Raw genomic sequence first — 19,045 nt, 5'->3', positions numbered from 1 at the left:
GTAAAAATAGCGTATTCCTATCAATCTTTAACGACTATAATCTTACTAGTTTCATTGATTTGTAATACGTATAAACCGTCTGTATTTTCAGGAAGTTTAATAAGTGTTGTGTTAGAGAGTTCATTATAGACCTGTTTACTGACTTTAATCTTTCTGCCACTAATATCATAGATACTTATACGTTCTGTACCATCTGTATTGGTCAGAAATATTTGATGATTTTCTGTAGGATTAGGGTAAATAGTAGCTGGCGAGTTTTGCTCGTCTATACTGAGAGTATTACTAAAATACGGAACGGCAAAGTTAAAAACGTCTTGGGCAACAACTTGTCCAATAAAACGCCCTGGAATATCATCTGCAGGAGGATGAATACCTCCCCAAATTCTACTCAAACTTGTTTGATCGGAAGCGTCTCTATAGGTTGCCCATTGTAAGACCACATCTACAGAAGGCCCTTCTTCAAATACTAAAAAATCATTAGCTTTTGCTGTGAATTCTCCTAATCCACCAGGGAAAAATTCACTCCCTGTTATCTTAGTTAAAAGTTCTGCTGCTGTTCTAGAATACGTAGAGTGCCCAGACACATAACCAGCAAATGGTGGTGTAACAAATGTTGGTCTTTGGTAAGGGTACCAGTCCTCCGCCAATATCCAACCCACACCTGCTTGGTCTGTTTCGGTATTATTAATAAAATCATGACCTCTCCATGTAAAGAGTTTTATCTTTCCAACATGTTGATTTACAAAACCCGCTAAAGGATCACCTTCTTCGACTATTTCTATATAATTATCAATTAAGGGGATTCCACCAACATTATAGTTATCTAAAGTATCGTCTGTACTCTGTCCTTTTTCTGCCATAGACCGAATGGCAGAAATCGGTCTAATATAATCATACCAACCTTTTACACTCCAAGCAGATATTGCAGCATCGTGCATACCTCCACCTAGAATAAAATAAGCCTTTACGTCCCACTCTAAATCATTTAAAATCTCCCCAGTTCCTTCAAAACGTTTTTCAAATTGTGGATGATCGTTTACATAATTTAGTATGGTAAACCAATGCCCAGGTGGTGTTTCAGAATCTGGCCCATCAGCCCAAAATTCTGCTAAAACCCTTGCATAGTCTCCTCTAGGTACCATATTAACCTCGTAAGGGTTACCTGTAACTGGGTTTAGGGTATGACCGTTACTATTAGATCCGCCATTAAAAAAGTCATAAAAATTGGGATAATCAGCATAGTCGGTTGGAAATGTGCTGATATCTACATTACCTATTGCGTTTGGAGATATATCCCACATAACACCATCATTTTGATCTAAATGTGATTGCCAAACCGAGACCATAGAAAATCCCCATTTATAAGCATCACTATCTACATTATTTTCTGTTAAACTAATTTGTGGTGGCGCTGAAGGGTCATGAAACACATTATAAACATTACCAGCTCTCTGGTAGGTTATCATATTCTCATCCGAAAGTGCAAAACCAAATACATTACCCCATTCTGGGCTTAAAAATGGTGGAATATTATCACCTACAATATTACCACCTTGATCTATAAAAGTATCTAGTCCTAGTGGCTGCCAGCGGTTAGGGTCATTTATTGGTGGGTTATCGTTAGAATCTAATGCATAAGCTTGATTCACTGGTTCATAATAAGCATTATCATATCCGGTCGCCTCTCTAGACCCATCTTGCAAGCCATAATCTATAATAGTTTGTGCTACAAAGTTACCTAAAGCGGCTGCATCACCATCCTCATACATTAATGCGGTTAAATTAATATCATAACCTAAGGCATCCATAACTAGTTGAAAGATTGACACTGAGCGTTCTTGACTTGGTGAATTTTGAAAACGATGCATTAATAAACGATACATTGCATAACTTATGGCTTTTCTTAAAGACTCATCTTCAGATTCGTTAGGTATAAAATTCTGAAATGTACTCGTAAAACCATTAACCGTATTACCTATTAAATAGGGTGAAGCTTCAGCATTATAAATTGCCCAAACATCATACATTGCAACACTGGTATGAAATAAATTACGTGCGTGTACCGTTGGTCTTGCAAAGTCTCCTCGGATAGCATTTAACAGCGCTTCGTTCCATAGTCTAGCAATTGAAATACCATCAGGAAGATTAGCTGCTCCTAATACTACATCTATTGATACCCCTTGGCTTGAACATTGGTCATCAGATTCTATTACCGCTACGCTCCCTGAGTCTTCGATATTCCAATGAACATTAATTGAACTCGTACCCTGACCATTCAAAATCTCACCACCTACAACTTCCCAATTGGCTGTAGAATTACTACCAATGGTGTAACTGTAAGTTTCTGCGCTTAAAAATGATGCATTGGTAGTTCCGATAATTGCTTGCGAAGGTATGTAAGTACACGATCCATCATCTACGGTTGCGTTTATATTATAATTGCATGATGCAGGATCTTTACAACCATATACTTTTTGGCTAGGTTGAATATTTAAAATTTCTATGCCTAGGCCTTCAATAGCCTTTACCGTAATATTAGAATCTAGATTGTTATAAGTTTCCACTAGACCAGATGGCCATTGTATTTGCAATTCACTGATGAGATCTGCACCATCAAGACCAAAGTGTGTCGCTTGCAAACTTTGACTTAAAAACCCTACACCTGAATAATAGCTTTTTTGAGTTCCATTTGTTGTAGTTAGCGAAATAATAGCACCTATTGCATCTCTGTTTGATGTTGTACCTTCTAGCTGAACCTTAAACCAGTTTGATGTTATTGTGACGTCATCAAAATTTAAGAGCATATTCTCATAAAAAAACGACACACCATTACTGTTAGTGACTAACAGATCTAAATCGCCATCGTTATCATAATCTAAATCAACACAAGTAACACTTACTGTTGTCTCATTAAGGTTTAGTGCGGCTGATGCATCTTCAAATATTGATTGACCTTCACTCGTTAGGTTTCTATAATAAAAATTAGGCTCAGCATTTCTGGTATCTGTAACAAAACCAGTAGCTATAAACAAATCTTCATCACCATCTAAATCAAAATCTGCAAAAGTTGATCCTCTTGCCCATAGACTGTTTCCTAGATTTAATGCATCTGCCGTCTCTGTAAACGTATTGTCGCCGTTATTTACTAAAAACGAATTATTATCGCTATCGGTCACTAAAACATCGAAAAAATCATTATTATCGTAATCGCAAATAGAAATACTTGCGTCATTACCATTAAAATCAAATCCAAACATTTCTGCCTGATCTGTAAATGAAGAACCATTGTTATTTATGTAAAGATTATTTGCACCACCCTCACTATTGGAGACATATAAATCCATAAATCCGTCGCTATTAATATCAAATGGAAATGCGCAGTAACTTGCTAAATTAGCTGTATTATTTAAACCTAACGTAGAGGTAACTTCTGTAAATGTATTGTTGCCATTATTGTGGTAAAGCTGATTGTTACCACAACCACTATAATCATTTATATAGATATCTAACAAGCCATCATTATTATAATCAAACCAAGTAGATCCTGTATTTCTACACGTATTAACCGAGCTAAATCCTGCCCCTTGGGTAACATTTGCAAACGTGCCATTACCCAAATTTATCCATAATTGAACTTTAAGAGCATACGTTAAAAATAAATCTGGAAATCCATCGTTGTTATAGTCTCCCCAAGATGCCCCATTTTTAAATCCATCTAATCCAAAATAAGCTTCACCTCCCTCATCCTCAGCTAAGAGTTCATTTAAACCCGAAAGCTCAGTAACATCTGTAAACGATCCATCATTATTGTTACGATATAAGCGGCTTAAGGTTTTGGGATCTTCAGGATTATCTTTGGCTTTAGCAACAATAAAAATATCTAAGTCGTTATCATTATCGTAATCAGCAAAAGCAACCGCATTATTTTCTTCACTGGCACTTATACCAACACTATAATCAATACGCTGAAATGTCTGGCCGAATACGGTTAAACCTGTAAAAGCTAAACATAAAAAGGTGAGTAGCGTTTCTTTTCTTATAAAGGCTTTCTCCATTCATCAATTTTTGATAAATATAAAAAAATGCCTTAACTATTAATTAACAAAGATAGCTTTAACATATCATCAAATGTCTTAGTTGCCATGGATTGAAGCTCGTTTTTATAATCGTGTGCAGTAAAGCCAAAAACATCAAAACCACCTTTAACAGCTGCCTGCACACCAATAGGACTATCTTCTACAACCAAACAGTCCTTCGGTGAAAAACCCATAGTTTCTGCCGCCCATAAAAACACTGTCGGATCTGGTTTCCATTTGTTTACCGTGTAGCAACTGAAAATACTGGTTTCTTTAAAAAAAGATATTAACCCTGTGAGTTCTAAATTGAGTTTTATTTTATTTACTGGCCCACTCGATGCCACACAAAAGGGTACCTCTAAATTTTGTAAAACTGTTTTTACTCCTTTAATAGGTTGAATTTTATGTTTGAAAGCTTCAAACGATTGTTTTCTAAATTTGTATTCAAAATCAAAAGGCATCTCCTTACCGATTAAATCTGTAATTTTAATCATACAGTTTTGTAGAGAATTTCCTTTAAAATGATGGTAGGCATAATCTATATCAATATTAGCACCAGCAAGATTTGCTAAATCCACCATAACTTGGTTGCTTATAGGTTCACTATCTACAAGGACTCCATCGCAATCAAAAATGACACACTTATAATTAGGCATTAGGGTGTAGAATTAGAAACTTGCAAAACTTTACCGTTGTAATATTTATTTCCGGTGAGGGCAAAATCACAGATATAACTTGCCATTTCCTTAGCTGTTGTTGGTGCTTCATAATCTGGAAAAGCTTCCTTTAACATTTCTGTTTGCACAGCACCTAAAGCTAGTACATTAAACTGTGGACCTGTTTCTTTATATTCCTCTGCCAATAACTCTGTTAAGGTTATTACAGCGCCTTTACTTGAACTATAGGCCGATAAACCAGGGAATTTTACACTACCCTGTATACCTCCCATAGAACTTATGGTAACAATGTGCCCGTTAGGTTTTATATATGGCAATACAACACGTGTTAATTCGGAAACTCCAAAGACGTTTGTTTTATAAACTTGCTCAAAATCTTCAAAATTTGTTTCAGAAAATGGTTTATTTAATAGCATACCTGCGTTATTAATAAGAATATCTACGTGTTTCCACTCTTCTGAAATAAAGTCCTCAACCGATTTATAGTCTGCTTTTTCACACAAATCAAATGCAAACGAATTTATATTCTCAAAATGAAGATTATTTACGGGTTGTGCATTACGAGATAGTGCTAAAACATTATGCCCTTGATTTGCAAATAAGTGGACTAACTCAAAGCCTATACCTCGGCTTGTTCCTGTAATAATTATGTTTTTACTGTTCATTTAAAATTACTTCTTTAGTGGGTGCGTTCATCATACCTTCCAAGGCAGGTATCATTTTATTTATAAATGTAGTCATGTGCTGATAATCCATTTTATCCGCTTCATCATCAACATGATGGTAATAGTCAAAATTGGTGAAATCGAAGGTAGAGATAGCGTGTGCTGGCATAATAAATTCTTCAAAGAACGGGTAATTGTCTGATCTAAAAAACAACTTAAATTCTTCGGCTTTCGGAAAAAATCCTACCACTTGACCTCCTGCATATTTATTGAGTATTGCCGCAAAATTAGAACGATTAAAACCACTAATGTAAGCCATAGGTTGATCTGCTGCCCTAGGCACACCAATCATTTCAAAATTTATCATGGTGTAGGCATCTAGACCGGCAGCTTTAAGGCGTTGCGCTAAATGTGCTGAACCTTTTAAACCCATTTCTTCTGCAGAATAAAGTGTTATTAAAATACTACGTTTATTGGTTTTAGATTTTGAAAAGTACCTACCAAATTCCATAGCTGCAATGGTACCTGATGCGTCATCGTTAGCTCCATTGGCAATACTATCACCTTCAACTACTTTTCCATTCCCAATATGATCGTAATGACCACCTAATATGACAAATTCATTTTTTAGTTTGGGGTCGTTACCTTCTATCATTCCAACAATATTGTAACCAATTATTGCTTCTATCTCTTTTTGATTGGTTTGATTCTTTATCGTCTCAATCTGAAATGTATCTCTATAGGTCTGAAAATAAGGTTTTATACCATTTTTTTTGAAGTAGTTTTCAATAAAGATAGCAGCTTTTTCAATGCCTTCAGTACCAGTAGCACGACCTGCCAATTCATCTGAAGCCAAATAATTCATACTTTCTTTAACATCATTAGCTGTAATGGTGATTATCTCGGAGCTTATTGCGTCCTTGCCATCTTTTCCATCTTTTCCATCTAAACCTTTTTGTTTAATTGCACAAGACACTATAACTATTACACTGACTATTAAAAGGATTTTTTTCATAATAAAACTATTTTGGTTAAATATAAAAAAACCTGATTTGAAATATTTCAAATCAGGTTTTAAATATGATAGGATTCTGATTACTCCCAACATTTAGGATCAGAAAAAAATACATTACACTAACATTGTCACTGGGTTCTCAATATACCCTTTTAAAGTTTGAAGGAATTGTGCTCCAGTAGCACCATCGACAGTTCTGTGGTCGCATGCCATTGTTAATTTCATGGTATTACCAGGAACAACAACACCATTTTTAACCACTGGTTTAGAAACTATAGCACCTACTGATAAAATTGCTGAATTTGGTTGATTAATTATAGATGTAAAACTCTCAATACCAAACATTCCTAAATTAGAAATAGTAAAGGTACTGCCTTCCATTTCGTCTAAAGTTAACTTCTTATTTCTTGCTTTACCTGCATAGTCTCTTACAGAAGCTCCTATTTGCGTTAAGCTTTGCTCATTCGCAAATTTAACAACTGGTACAACTAATCCGTCTGGTACGGCAACGGCAACACCAATATGCACATGGTTATTTAATTTCATACGATCGTCGAACCACTGCGAATTTACTTGCGGATGTTGCTTTAATGCCAACGCACAAGCTTTAACAATCATATCATTATAAGAAATTTTAATGTCTGGTATAGAATTGTACTGTGCTCTAAATGCCATCGCATTTTCCATGTCAAATTCCACATTCAAATAATAATGTGGTGCTGTAAACTTAGACTTAGCTAAATTCTTAGCAATGGCTTTGCGCATATTTGAGTTTGGCACTTCATCAAAATCTTCTTGACCTGTTGGCACAAACTTAGCTGCCGCAGCACCTGCTGCACTTGGCGTATAATTCTCAATGTCGCGTTTTACTATTCTTCCATTTTCACCAGAGCCATTAACTTGAGCTAAATTAATGCCTTTATCTTCGGCCATTTTCTTAGCTAATGGTGAAGCGTAAATTCTTCCGTTTGAAGTTGAAGATGAAACTGAAGTCGAACTCGAATGTGATTTCTCGTCGCTACGCTCTGTCGAAATGACAGCTTCTTGTTTCTTAGGCTCTGTTTTCTTTTCTTCTTTCTTAGGTTCTGGTTTAGCTTCAGCCCCTCCTACTTTGAAGTTTTTAGCTATGTTTGAAACATCGGTTCCTTTAGGTCCTATTATTGCTAAAAGCGCATCTACTTTTGCGGACTCACCTTCTTGCAGACCTACGTGTAATAATGTACCAGATTGAAAAGATTCAAACTCCATAGTCGCCTTATCGGTTTCAATCTCTGCTAAGATATCTCCTTCTTCTACCTCATCACCTACTTTCTTTAGCCAAGTTGCCACAGTTCCTTCTTCCATAGTATCACTTAAACGTGGCATGGTTACCACTGTAACACCTTCTGGTAGTTCAGCTTCTTTAGCAGAATCTGAATTATTATCACCTCCATTACTTTCTTCTTCAGATGCCTTGTTCTCATTTTCTACCTCATCATTCTCAGCTTTGGCTTCTTCCTTTGAATCTTCATCATCTGAGTCACCGCCATTTAATAATCCTGAAATATCTTCTCCTTCTTCTCCAATTATAGCTAAAAGTGAATCTACCTTAGCTGTTTCCCCTTCCTGAATACCAATATGCAGCAATGTTCCTTCATTAAAGGATTCAAATTCCATAGTGGCTTTATCCGTTTCAATCTCGGCCAAAATATCTCCTTCCTCAACCTTATCACCAACTTTTTTTAACCAAGTAGCAACGGTTCCTTCTTCCATGGTGTCGCTTAAACGCGGCATATTTATTACTTCTGCCATAGCTTATTTGATTTTATGGTCTATAAATGGATAATCTTCTTGTTCGTAAACAGCATCATACATCACACTCTTATCTGGGTATGGGGAATCTTCCGCAAATTTTTCACATTCAGATACTCTCGCTTTAACACGTTTATCTATTGCTTTAATCTCTTCTTCGGTAGCATATTTCTTTTCAAGAATGATATCCTTAACCTGTGTTATTGGATCTATCTTTTTATATTCTGCAACCTCATCTTTGGTTCTGTAGTGTTGCGCATCAGACATTGAATGCCCTCTGTAACGATATGTTTTTACTTCTAAGAAAGTAGGACCTCCGCCTTTTCTTGCACGTTGAATGGCTTCATCAAATGCTTCTGCAACTTTAATAGGATTCATCCCATCAACAGGACCAGAAGGCATCTCATAACCCAACCCTAATTTCCATATATCGGTATGGTTTGCAGTGCGCTCTACAGATGTTCCCATTGCATACCCATTGTTTTCGCAAACAAAAACTACTGGTAAATTCCATAACATTGCTAGGTTAAACGTTTCGTGTAATGAGCCTTGTCTGGCAGCTCCATCACCAAAACAACAAAGCGTTACAGCATCACTATTGTGGTACTTATCGCCAAAAGCGATACCAGCTCCTAAAGGTATTTGTCCACCAACGATACCATGACCACCATAAAAACGATGCTCTTTAGAGAATATGTGCATTGACCCACCTAAACCTTGTGAGGTTCCGGTAGCTTTACCGTACAATTCTGCCATAACACGTTTAGGATCTACTCACATACCAATAGGCTGTACGTGATTACGATAGGCTGTAATCATCTTGTCCTTTGTAAGATCAATAGCATGTAAAGCTCCTGCTAATACCGCTTCTTGGCCATTATACAAGTGAAGAAAACCTCTTACTTTTTGTTGTATGTATACAGCTGCAAGTTTATCCTCAAACTTTCGCCAAAACAACATGTCTTCGTACCATTTAAGGTAAACTTCTTTAGTTATTTTTTGCATGGTTATAATTTCTTTTAATCGAAACAACAAAAATAACATATTACACATTAAAGATAAAACTGATAAAGGTAATTTTTGACCGAAAACGTTATAGAAAACTGTGATCGAATGCTAAAGGCAATAAATTAGCTAGTGAATTTGATTTTACAACTTTACCTTTTACTCCCATAAAATAAATTTCAATGGGATGATTTTGCTTTATTTCATATTCTGCTATGGCCTGTCTACACGCCCCACATGGCGGAATTGGCGTGTCTGTAATTTGATTTTGAGAGGAAGCTGTTACTGCTATTTTTAGCATTTTAGCTTTAGGATATTGAGCGCCTGCATAGTAAATTGCCGTACGCTCCGCACACAGACCAGAAGGATACGATGCGTTTTCTTGATTGCTACCGGTAACCACCTTTTGATTTTGTAAAAGAATAGCAGCTCCTACCTTAAAATTAGAATAGGGTGCATATGCATTTTCTCTTGCTTTTACGGCAGCTTCCATTAAATTTTGAATCTCTTGTGGAAGATCCTTAATGGTATTATAAATCTCTAGTGTGGTTTCTATTTTAACTGCCTTCATTATTTGAGATGTTATGAGACAAAAAAACTATCACTGAGCCAGCAATAGTTTTATATATCTTCGTTATTGTTTTAAAATTCTAGTACTCATCATACTCACCATCACCAAAATTAAAGGTCAATGAAAAACGTAGTGTATTCTCTAATGGACTTTGTACTCTTGACGCTGAAAATAAATAAGATAAATCTAAATTGATTGTAGTATACTTAAAACCTGCTCCCAATGCAAAAAACTTACGAGCTCCTTTATCTTCTGCCTCATTGAAATATCCTGCTCTAAATGCAAAATTTTCTTGATAGGTGTATTCAGCTCCCAAAGACCAAGTAAACTCTCTAAGCTCTTCACTAAAACCACCTGGCGCATCGCCAAATGATTGAAATATACCGCTTAAGAAACCAACATTATTGTCCTGGCCTTCTAATATAATATTTCGTTGCGTAGCCTCTTCATTAAGATCGTCCTCATCTGCATCAAAAACACCATTATCATTATTATCTGTAAATACCAATCTATCACCAGTAATTGGTGGTGTTGGCACTAAAAGCTTTGAAACTTCGGCTGTGAGTCCTAGTTTACTATATTCATCAAAAATAAAATCAAAACCAGCACCTAATCTAAGGTTTGTTGGTTGAAAATTTTCTCTACCACCATCATCATAAGTAAATTTTGGCCCTAAATTTTGTATTGCAAATCCCATTCTCCATCTTCCATTAAAATCATTGTAAGCTTCTTCTTCGCTCTGGTAATAGCCAGTTATATCTGCGCCAAATGTATTTGCAGCGTTGGCATTAGGATCTACTTGATTTATTCTTAAATCAGATCGCATAAATCTTAAGGCTACCGACATAGCAAACTGATCCGCTAATCTTAACGTATAAGCTACATCAGCAGCAAACTCGTTTGGTTTAACGTTTATACCAGGATCATTTTCGTCTTGGGTTAACGTTATTTCTCCTAAAGAAAAGTATTTAAAACTTGCTGAAACAGCACTAAATTCATTAATTCTATTGAAATATGTAGCATAGCTTATAGATATGTCATTTACTAATCGACTTAAATAGGGAGTATAACTTAAACCAACTCCAGATTTAGCTTCGGAAAAAACATATTTTGCTGGGTTGTATTGTTGTGAAAATCCATCGACAGAAGTTGCCACACCCATATCTCCTAAAGCAGCCGACCTTGCATCTGGCGCAATAAGCATAAAGGGCAAGCCTGTTGTTATGACTCTACTATCATTATCATTTGGCACTAACTGCACGGTTTCTTGCCCAAAAGACAGGTTAGTTATTAGAATAAATGTAATTAGAGTTAATGCGTATTTCTTCATGTTTACTATTGATTCTTAATGCCTAAATACTAGCATTAATTCGTTAACAAATATAATTTAATATTAGAGTATGACAAGTTTTTCAATCTTCTCAACTTGTTTATTTAAACGATTAGATCTTACTTTTAGTTTATAGATGTATACTCCTTTTCCTATTTTTTCTCCAAAATCATCTCTACCATCCCAAATAATATCTTTTGATAGCGAACTTACGGACTTACTACCACCACTTGTTTGTCCATTTAAAGTCCTTACCAATTTACCAGACACTGTAAATATTTGTACTGAGACGTCTAAAGGCTCTATACTATTATGATTAAACCAAAATTCTGTATAATTTACAAAAGGATTTGGATAATTAAGTACATTATTTATAACGAGTTCTTCATCTTGATCGAACACTGTAAACTGAATTTCTGACGTTGACGAATTATTATAAACGTCCCAAGCTTTTAAAGTCAGCGTATGCAGCCCAGGTTCTAAATCTCTAAACGGATACGATACGGTTCCGTTAGTATAATCGTCTACATTGGCTTGGTAGTAATCGTTTAATACAATAGGGTTTGTTTCGTCTCCATCTATAATTGCGGTAATGTCGTGACCTATACCACTTGCTGTATTAATACCATTATCATCTCGTAATTTTGCCAGTAGGCTCGGTGACTCATTAGTTATACCACCTGAGACGAAGTTTTCGTCGTTCATAAATAAATTGATAACTGGCCCAATATTATCTTCGGGTGCATTTTCGTTTATACCACCGATTTGGATATCAAAATTAGCTCCTGTTTGATCGGAGGTTGAATTTGCGGTCTGTGCATAAAAACTCACTTTACCATTACCCACAGGTATACCAATATCTCTTGGTACAATAAAATCGAACTCAAACTGGCCGTTTGTAATACTCGCTTGGCCTTTAAAAATAACTTCTCCCAAAGTTGTAAAATCTAAAACAATGGCATTACCACTGCTATCCTCAATACCATCATTAGCTAAAGTTTGTCGTTCTATTTGTTTATCTAAAACTGTGGCCGTAAGCGTGCCATTGTAATTGGATAAAATATTACCATTTTCATCTGTAACTTCACCTGCTAATTTAGCATAACTTAAAGCTTCTAATACATCAACCTGCTGTGTAATTTCTACGTCGTTAATTTTAGTTAATGTAATATTTGGTTTTGGAAATGCAAGTTTCATTGCAGGGTCACCGATTAAGAATACCAATCGCTTTTGTGGTAGATTTGCGATGCTATTGTCTGTTTTAGCGCGTCGTAATGCTTCACCTATTGCTGGATAATCGTTAGAGCCAAAAGCAAACAAATAATTATCTAATGCGTTATTAAAGATTACACCCGTTGTTACAAAAATTTGTCGTGTAGTAGTGATTAAACTTATAGCTCCACCATTTTTGTTCCAAAATGTAAATTCACCAGCTGTATCTCTTTCAGGATCATCAAACTTAGTATACTCACATGTTACGGTTACAAAGAGGTTAAACTTGCAAACATTATTTACTTCTTGGGCATCAAACTGATCAAAAATTCGCTCCTTCGCAAGTCCACTTTCACCTCCATGCCCAAAATAATTAACGACTAAAGCGCCAACTTCAATAGCATCTCTAAACGCTTTATTTACTTTAGGATACCGATTACCTGCGGCAGAAGATTCTTGTTCAAAAGCATCTGTATGCAGCTTGGTAACATTAAAAAACGGTTTTGCTCCTTCTAAGGTTGTTCCTAGACCATCTGTGGTTTCTTGTAAAATGCGCTCCCACTGTATATCAACATCGTCTGACACTAAAAGTACATTATTTCGCCAACTGCCATAAGCCTCTGGCTGATAATAGGATTCTATTTTATCTACCATATCCTTGGCACGTTGTACGTCTTCGGCTAATATTCTACCCACTGCAATATCCATTCTATTTGCCGTAGTCATAGCGCCTTCGTTATCATCCATCATAGCATAGAAATCGTCAGACACAAAAGAACTCGTTAAATTAAAACTCCCTGTAGAATACCAAGACGGTACTAAGTTGGTGTTATTTCGTATTCGGTTTTTGTAATCGTAAGACCCTTCACCAAACAAACAAAGGTATTTCAGTCTATTATCTGGTGTACTTGCATTGTCATAAACATACTTTACAAAGTTTCTAAGCGCTGCAATATCTTGGCTCCCTGTACTAAATTCGTTATAAATGGTTTGTAGTTCTACCACCTTAACCGTTAAACCGTACTGTTCTCTATCTATTTGAGCCAAACGCTCAGCTTGAGATCGTAGAACACTTGGTGTTAAAATAAGGTAATCGATATCTTGAAACCCTCCTTGATGGCTATTAAAAATAGTGCCTTTAAGATTTTGATTTGCTACTGAAGATCTATTATCTCTAATAGGTTGCAAAAAATTACTGTTAGAAAATGCAACGTATTGCCGTGCTTCACCAGACTGTGCTTTAAAGGATAATGCTGCTAAATTATCTGTATTTATAACATTAGTAACATTAAAGCGATCCGTAACATCCCAAATTTCACTTACCGCTGCCGCATTGGACACTACATATTCCGCTATACCCGAAGTGGTGTTAACGCTCCTGTTTTTAAAGCGCAACTGCTCACCCTCGTAACGTAATTGCCGCGTGGCCTCTATGTTAATATAATCTAAGTAACCGCTAGATGAAGGGTTACCGTTGTTATTGTAGTCAATGGTTACCTCAATATCATCGGCAGATATATTAATACTTTCATTATAAGATCTCGCTGTTCCTAAAACAGAACCAGGATTAATAATACCAAGATTTAAGGTAGAGACTACATTATTGTTAATCGAAATTTTCATTTCCGTACCTGGAGTTTCCGAGATCGAACCCACTTCGATACCAAAATTTACAGGCTCTGTTGCTACCAAGTTTGGAAAGGAGAATTCGTAAGTCCGTTCATTTTCTATATCAAATTTATCACCAAACCAACGTCTACCTAACTTTGCCAGGTTATACTCATCTACTTCATAAAATTGATAATCTTGAAACGTATCTAACTGAAAATCTGCAGAAGCATTTATTGTTGGCATAGCCTCTATACGCTTACCATTACCAGGACTCACATTGACATAATAATACGTTTTATCTGTATAAAGGTTAATATTAGTTTGGCTTTCTGCATTGTAAGTGTTTGGACCTTCTCCGTAAAACAAAATATAATCACCGTTGTCAAAACTACCATCTTCTTCACCAATAAATTTAATCGCATTTTCTACTGGGTCTATAGGGTAATTAACAGCATTTAGCAAGGGTAACATTCGCCCGCCATTACCATAGATTTTAATTGTTCTTGGATCTACAGCATTAGTGTTAACACCTAATCTATTTAAAAACGCTTTAGTTAATTGAAACACTCCGGTATCTTCTATGTAAAAACGATACCAATTACCCGAACTTAATACCGAATTAGAAATTGCGTTTTTAGCAATTAGGTTAGATGATTTTTTGCTTATACTATAATTAATGGTGAAAGACATCACTTTTTTATATCTACCATTGTCCTTAATAATAGGACTTAACTTAAAAGATACACCTTGTTTTCCTCTAGCATTTGTATTAAAAATATTAAAGACAAGTTTATTGGGAATGAGTTTTGGATCTAGATCTTTTAACTCTGAAGCACTAATAGACTGATAAACCACATTACTTAAGGTTGTAGACTTTTTGCTAACTACACCTGCACCATTATCCCATTCTGCAAAAAAAACAAGACCGTCCTTATCATCATAACTAAAATGGTTAGTATCAAAATTTGGCACTTCAATTTTACTAAACTCAGTTTGAAGTGTGCGTACACCCTCCCAATTAAGTTTAAAGGATTTTTGTTGGCCAAAAGACACAAAAGAAATTAGTAAGAGAAAAATATAGCAATTTTTCATCAATTAAGATATTGGTTGTTTTTATGTTTGTGTTTGTATCTAAATTATTTCTAACCAAATAATTTAACACTAACACTAAAATAACGCCCTTTACTGTGCGTTATTATGATGATTTCATTTTAATTTCAAAAATACAACAATATTTCATTTTAATCGTCGTTATTAATGGAGCAAAATACATCGATAAAGGGCAAAAAATCCGTTATTATGTATAAAAAAAGGGATGAAATACACATTTTTTTGCATTTAGATGTAAAAAAAAGTTGTCAGTTTACCTTTAATTACTATATTGCAGGACTAAATTAATGAGCTTACTTAAACCTATGGATATGAAACATGTCTCAAACTTAAAATTATTAGTAGCGTTAGCACTGTGCGCAAGCATTGTTAGTTGTAAACGCTCATCTAATTCTGGCAACGTAGATAGCGCTACAGGCTGGAAGATTAACGCCAAGCAAGGTGGCTTTCAATACAACACAAACTTTAAAGAACAAGAAACACCACCTGGAACAGCTTTTGTAGAGGGAGGAACCTTTACAATGGGAAAGGTGCAGGATGATCCTATGCACGATTGGAATAATACTCCAAACCAACAACATATTCAGTCGTTTTATATGGACGAAAATGAGGTAACCAATTTAAACTATCTATTCTATTTAGATTATTTAAAAAGTGTTTACCCACCAGATGATCCAAATTATGCCTTAATATATAAAGGAGCATTACCAGATACTTTGGTGTGGCGCAATCGCTTAGGTTATAATGAAATGATGACAGAAAATTATTTACGTCATCCTGGTTATGCTAACTACCCTGTTGTTGGTGTAAGTTGGATCCAAGCTGTTGAGTATGCTAATTGGAGATCTAACCGTGTAGCAGAAATGTCATTACAAGAGTCTGGTTATATTAAAAGAGATGCTCAGTATACAGATTTAAGTGCAGAAAGTACTTTTGATGTAGATACCTATACAAATGCTCCAACGCAAACTTATGGTGGTAACTCAGAGGTATTAGAAGGAGGTAAACGTAGACCACAAACTGATGCCGATGGAAATCCTATAAATGTTTATGCTAATAGAGAAACAGGTTTAATCCCTGTTAAATACAGACTACCAACAGAAGCTGAATGGGAATATGCAGCTTTAGGCTTAAGTGAACTTAGAGAGTTTAATGTTTACAGAGGACGTAAAAAATACCCATGGGATGGGCAATACACCAGATCTGGGAAACGTGTTAATCGTGGAGATCAACTTGCAAACTTTAAGCAAGGTAAAGGTGATTATGGCGGTATAGCAGGATGGTCCGATGATGGAGCAGATATTACAGCAGAAGTAAAGTCTTATCAACCAAACGATTTTGGTTTATATGACATGGCTGGTAATGTTGCAGAATGGGTAGCAGACGTTTATCGTCCTATTGTAGATGATGAGTTTAATGATTTTAACTACTATAGAGGTAACGTCTACACTAAAAATGCATTAAACGAAGACGGTACTGTAAAAGTGGTTACTGTTGACGAAATTGTTTACGACACACTTAGTAATGGTAAAATCATAGCTAGAAATTTACCAGGAGAAATTGCTAAAATTCCTGTAGATGGCAAAGACACTTATTTAAGAACACAATTTGATAAGAGTGACAACAGAAACTTTAGAGATGGAGATAAGCGTTCTTCTAGATATTACAGAGAGAGCTTTGATGAAGGAGATGAAAGAAACAATACGACACGTAAAATGTATAACTCACCAGACCACAGAGTAGAAATGGACTCTTTAGACGGACAATACAAAATGGTGAGACAATACGATAAGTCTAACAACAGAACATCGTTGATAAACGATGAGGTTAGAGTTTTTAAAGGAGGTTCTTGGAGAGACAGAGCATACTGGATAGACCCAGCGCAGCGTCGTTATTTCCCACAAGACATGGCAACAGATTACATCGGCTTTAGATGTGCCGTGTCTAGAGTAGGATCTAAAACCCAAAAAGCTGGAAAGAAACGTCATTAAAAAGTAAGAAATGATATTTTAAAAAGTCCTGATAAAATTATCAGGACTTTTTTATTTTTAAGCCATTAAAGTTGTACCTCATTTAGATAGCTTTTGCAAACTAATAGCAACACCAATTAAAACCTATTAATAATCTAACGAGAAATTAAAACGATGGAATTAGAGCTATTATATAAAATATTTACAGATAGTGCAGGTGTATCTACTGACACGCGCAAAGTTACAACCGATTGTATCTACTTTGCCCTTAAAGGCGCTAGTTTTAACGGCAATAACTTTGCACAAAAAGCCTTTGATAATGGCGCAAAGTATTGTGTTTTAGACCAACAAGATGCACTAATAAATGACCAATGTATTTTAGTAGATGATGTCCTTACCACATTACAAAAGCTTGCTAATTATCATAGATCTATTGTAGATATTCCTATAATAGCGTTAACAGGCAGTAACGGTAAAACAACAACTAAAGAACTTATTTATTCTGTACTAGCCGCTAAATACAACGTTAGTGCCACTATTGGCAATCTTAATAATCATATAGGTGTACCATTAACACTTCTATCATTTAACAGCGCATTAAACTTTGGTATTGTAGAAATGGGTGCCAACCACCGAAAAGAAATAGAATTTTTGTGTCGCATAGCAGAACCAAACTATGGGTTAATTACCAATTTTGGCAAAGCACATCTCGAAGGTTTTGGTGGTGTAGAAGGCGTAATTAAGGGTAAGTCTGAAATGTATGATTATCTCAAAAAAAATAATCGCAAAGCTTTTATCAATACAGATGACCATAAACAATTAAAGCAAATTGGAGAGTACAACAATATCTATAATTTTGGTAAACGTCAAACGAATGACTGTATTGTTGAATTTAAGCATGCAGACCCATTTGTTGTAATAGATTATATGAACTTAAACATTAAAAGTCAACTTATTGGAGATTATAATTTTGGAAATATAGCTGTAGCCATTGCTATAGGTCAATATTTTAATGTTTCGCCAAAGACTATTAAGAACTCCATTGAAGGTTATAAACCAGACAACAACCGCTCTGAAATTATTAATAAAGGCACCACAAAAATAATTTTAGATGCCTATAATGCAAATCCTACAAGCATGTTGGCGGCATTAAAAAATCTTGTACAATTAAATACGAAACATAAGTACCTCTTTTTAGGTGACATGTTTGAATTAGGCAATGAAGCAAAGCAAGAACACCAAACTATAGTAGATTTTGCAGAAGATAATTTTAGTAAACATATCATATTAGTAGGACAAAATTTCTTTAAGACCAAAACTAAAGCATCTACAAGCCAATATGAATCTTTTGAAGACCTACAACCCGAATTAAAAAAACTTAATCTTGAAAATGCCACAGTACTAATTAAAGGCTCTCGTGGCATGGCTTTAGAACGTATTTTAGAGTTTATTTAATACTTTGGTAAATGATTATAATAAAAAAAGACTCGTTTATATTAATTAAAACGAGCCTTTCTCATCGAAATCTACTATTAAAAAATTACTGTTTTTAGGAGGCTAATTCTGCTTCAAGTGGTGCTGCTACAGGAAAATCTACAGGTATTTGCGTTGTGTTGTTTATGTAATTTGAAATGGTCTTATCACCTACTATGGAAATAGTATCGATTAAATTTTCTTTAGTCCATCCTGCGTTAAAAAAGTTTTCAAGTACCGTTGCATCTGTATTTCCTCTATTTTCTGTGATATTCTTTGATAATCTCGCGAGCGCATCTAGTTTGCTATCAAAAGACGCCTTACCAGCTCTTAGTTCTAATATTTGGTCATCTGTAAAACCGTTCATTTTTCCTAAAGCCGTGTGTGCAGAAAGACAGTATTCACAATTGTTTGCTTGACTTACCGCCAGACTTATAGCTTCTTTTTCTTTTCCTTTAAGCGATGTCTTAGCTCCTGAAAAGTCTAGATAGTTTTTCAATGCATTTTCTGAGTATGCGTATGTTGCATAAAGGTTAGGT

At 35.4% G+C, this 19,045-nt stretch carries 11 protein-coding genes and 1 pseudogene; 2 read left to right on the top strand and 10 right to left on the bottom strand.

Annotation, left to right across the window (positions count from 1 at the left end):
* Positions 1–20: 20 nt before the first annotated feature.
* From Q0800_RS02245 to porU, 9 genes and pseudogenes are all read right to left on the bottom strand, one after another.
* Positions 21–4,055 carry an FG-GAP-like repeat-containing protein gene (locus Q0800_RS02245; RefSeq protein WP_299127237.1) on the bottom strand — a complete coding sequence of 1,345 codons (4,035 nt, stop codon included), beginning with the start codon at positions 4,053–4,055 and terminating at the stop codon, positions 21–23.
* 32 nt (positions 4,056–4,087) lie between these two features.
* Positions 4,088–4,732: an HAD family hydrolase gene (locus Q0800_RS02240; RefSeq protein ID WP_299127236.1), complete on the bottom strand. Its 645-nt coding sequence runs from the start codon at positions 4,730–4,732 to the stop codon at positions 4,088–4,090.
* Entirely contained in the window at positions 4,732–5,418 is a 687-nt protein-coding gene (locus tag Q0800_RS02235; protein ID WP_299127234.1) for an SDR family oxidoreductase, read from the bottom strand. The genes Q0800_RS02240 and Q0800_RS02235 overlap by 1 nt, the downstream gene beginning before the upstream one ends.
* Positions 5,408–6,433: a M28 family peptidase gene (locus Q0800_RS02230; RefSeq protein WP_299127231.1), complete on the bottom strand. Its 1,026-nt coding sequence runs from the start codon at positions 6,431–6,433 to the stop codon at positions 5,408–5,410. Before Q0800_RS02230 ends, Q0800_RS02235 begins: the two co-directional genes overlap by 11 nt.
* A gap of 114 nt (positions 6,434–6,547) precedes the next feature.
* Entirely contained in the window at positions 6,548–8,224 is a 1,677-nt protein-coding gene (locus Q0800_RS02225) for a pyruvate dehydrogenase complex dihydrolipoamide acetyltransferase (RefSeq protein WP_299127229.1), read from the bottom strand.
* Between the two features lie 3 nt (positions 8,225–8,227).
* Positions 8,228–9,229: pseudogene (pdhA, locus tag Q0800_RS02220) on the bottom strand (pyruvate dehydrogenase (acetyl-transferring) E1 component subunit alpha).
* Between the two features lie 88 nt (positions 9,230–9,317).
* Entirely contained in the window at positions 9,318–9,800 is a 483-nt protein-coding gene (cdd, locus tag Q0800_RS02215; protein ID WP_299127226.1) for a cytidine deaminase, read from the bottom strand.
* 79 nt (positions 9,801–9,879) lie between these two features.
* Positions 9,880–11,130 carry a type IX secretion system outer membrane channel protein PorV gene (gene porV / locus Q0800_RS02210; protein ID WP_299127223.1) on the bottom strand — a complete coding sequence of 417 codons (1,251 nt, stop codon included), beginning with the start codon at positions 11,128–11,130 and terminating at the stop codon, positions 9,880–9,882.
* 63 nt (positions 11,131–11,193) lie between these two features.
* Positions 11,194–15,045, bottom strand: coding sequence for a type IX secretion system sortase PorU (gene porU, locus Q0800_RS02205; protein ID WP_299127220.1), 3,852 nt, complete (start codon positions 15,043–15,045; stop codon positions 11,194–11,196).
* A 323-nt stretch (positions 15,046–15,368) separates the two neighbouring features.
* Between porU and gldJ the strand changes: the two genes are divergently transcribed.
* Complete coding sequence (gene gldJ / locus Q0800_RS02200) at positions 15,369–17,054, top strand: gliding motility lipoprotein GldJ (RefSeq protein ID WP_299127293.1); 1,686 nt, start codon at positions 15,369–15,371, stop codon at positions 17,052–17,054.
* A 153-nt stretch (positions 17,055–17,207) separates the two neighbouring features.
* On the top strand, positions 17,208–18,488 hold the full coding sequence (murF, locus tag Q0800_RS02195) for a UDP-N-acetylmuramoyl-tripeptide--D-alanyl-D-alanine ligase (RefSeq protein WP_299127219.1): 1,281 nt from the start codon (positions 17,208–17,210) through the stop codon (positions 18,486–18,488).
* Positions 18,489–18,582: 94 nt separating this feature from the next.
* Here murF and Q0800_RS02190 read toward each other — a convergent pair.
* The coding region (locus Q0800_RS02190; protein WP_299127217.1) for a carboxymuconolactone decarboxylase family protein at positions 18,583–19,045 on the bottom strand (463 nt) is incomplete at its 5' end.

This window comes from uncultured Winogradskyella sp., assembly GCF_937958655.1.
Taxonomy (GTDB): Bacteria; Bacteroidota; Bacteroidia; order Flavobacteriales; family Flavobacteriaceae; genus Winogradskyella.
Note: the sequence above shows the minus strand (reverse complement) of the source record. Positions and strands in the feature narration are given on the sequence as shown.

Coding starts and splice junctions, on each gene's coding strand:
- porU (WP_299127220.1), bottom strand. CDS start 15,045: ATGAAAAATTGCTATATTTTTCTCTTACTAATTTCTTTTGTGTCTTTT.
- Q0800_RS02245 (WP_299127237.1), bottom strand. CDS start 4,055: ATGGAGAAAGCCTTTATAAGAAAAGAAACGCTACTCACCTTTTTATGT.
- Q0800_RS02225 (WP_299127229.1), bottom strand. CDS start 8,224: ATGGCAGAAGTAATAAATATGCCGCGTTTAAGCGACACCATGGAAGAA.
- porV (WP_299127223.1), bottom strand. CDS start 11,130: ATGAAGAAATACGCATTAACTCTAATTACATTTATTCTAATAACTAAC.
- cdd (WP_299127226.1), bottom strand. CDS start 9,800: ATGAAGGCAGTTAAAATAGAAACCACACTAGAGATTTATAATACCATT.
- Q0800_RS02240 (WP_299127236.1), bottom strand. CDS start 4,732: ATGCCTAATTATAAGTGTGTCATTTTTGATTGCGATGGAGTCCTTGTA.
- murF (WP_299127219.1), top strand. CDS start 17,208: ATGGAATTAGAGCTATTATATAAAATATTTACAGATAGTGCAGGTGTA.
- Q0800_RS02235 (WP_299127234.1), bottom strand. CDS start 5,418: ATGAACAGTAAAAACATAATTATTACAGGAACAAGCCGAGGTATAGGC.
- gldJ (WP_299127293.1), top strand. CDS start 15,369: ATGGATATGAAACATGTCTCAAACTTAAAATTATTAGTAGCGTTAGCA.
- Q0800_RS02230 (WP_299127231.1), bottom strand. CDS start 6,433: ATGAAAAAAATCCTTTTAATAGTCAGTGTAATAGTTATAGTGTCTTGT.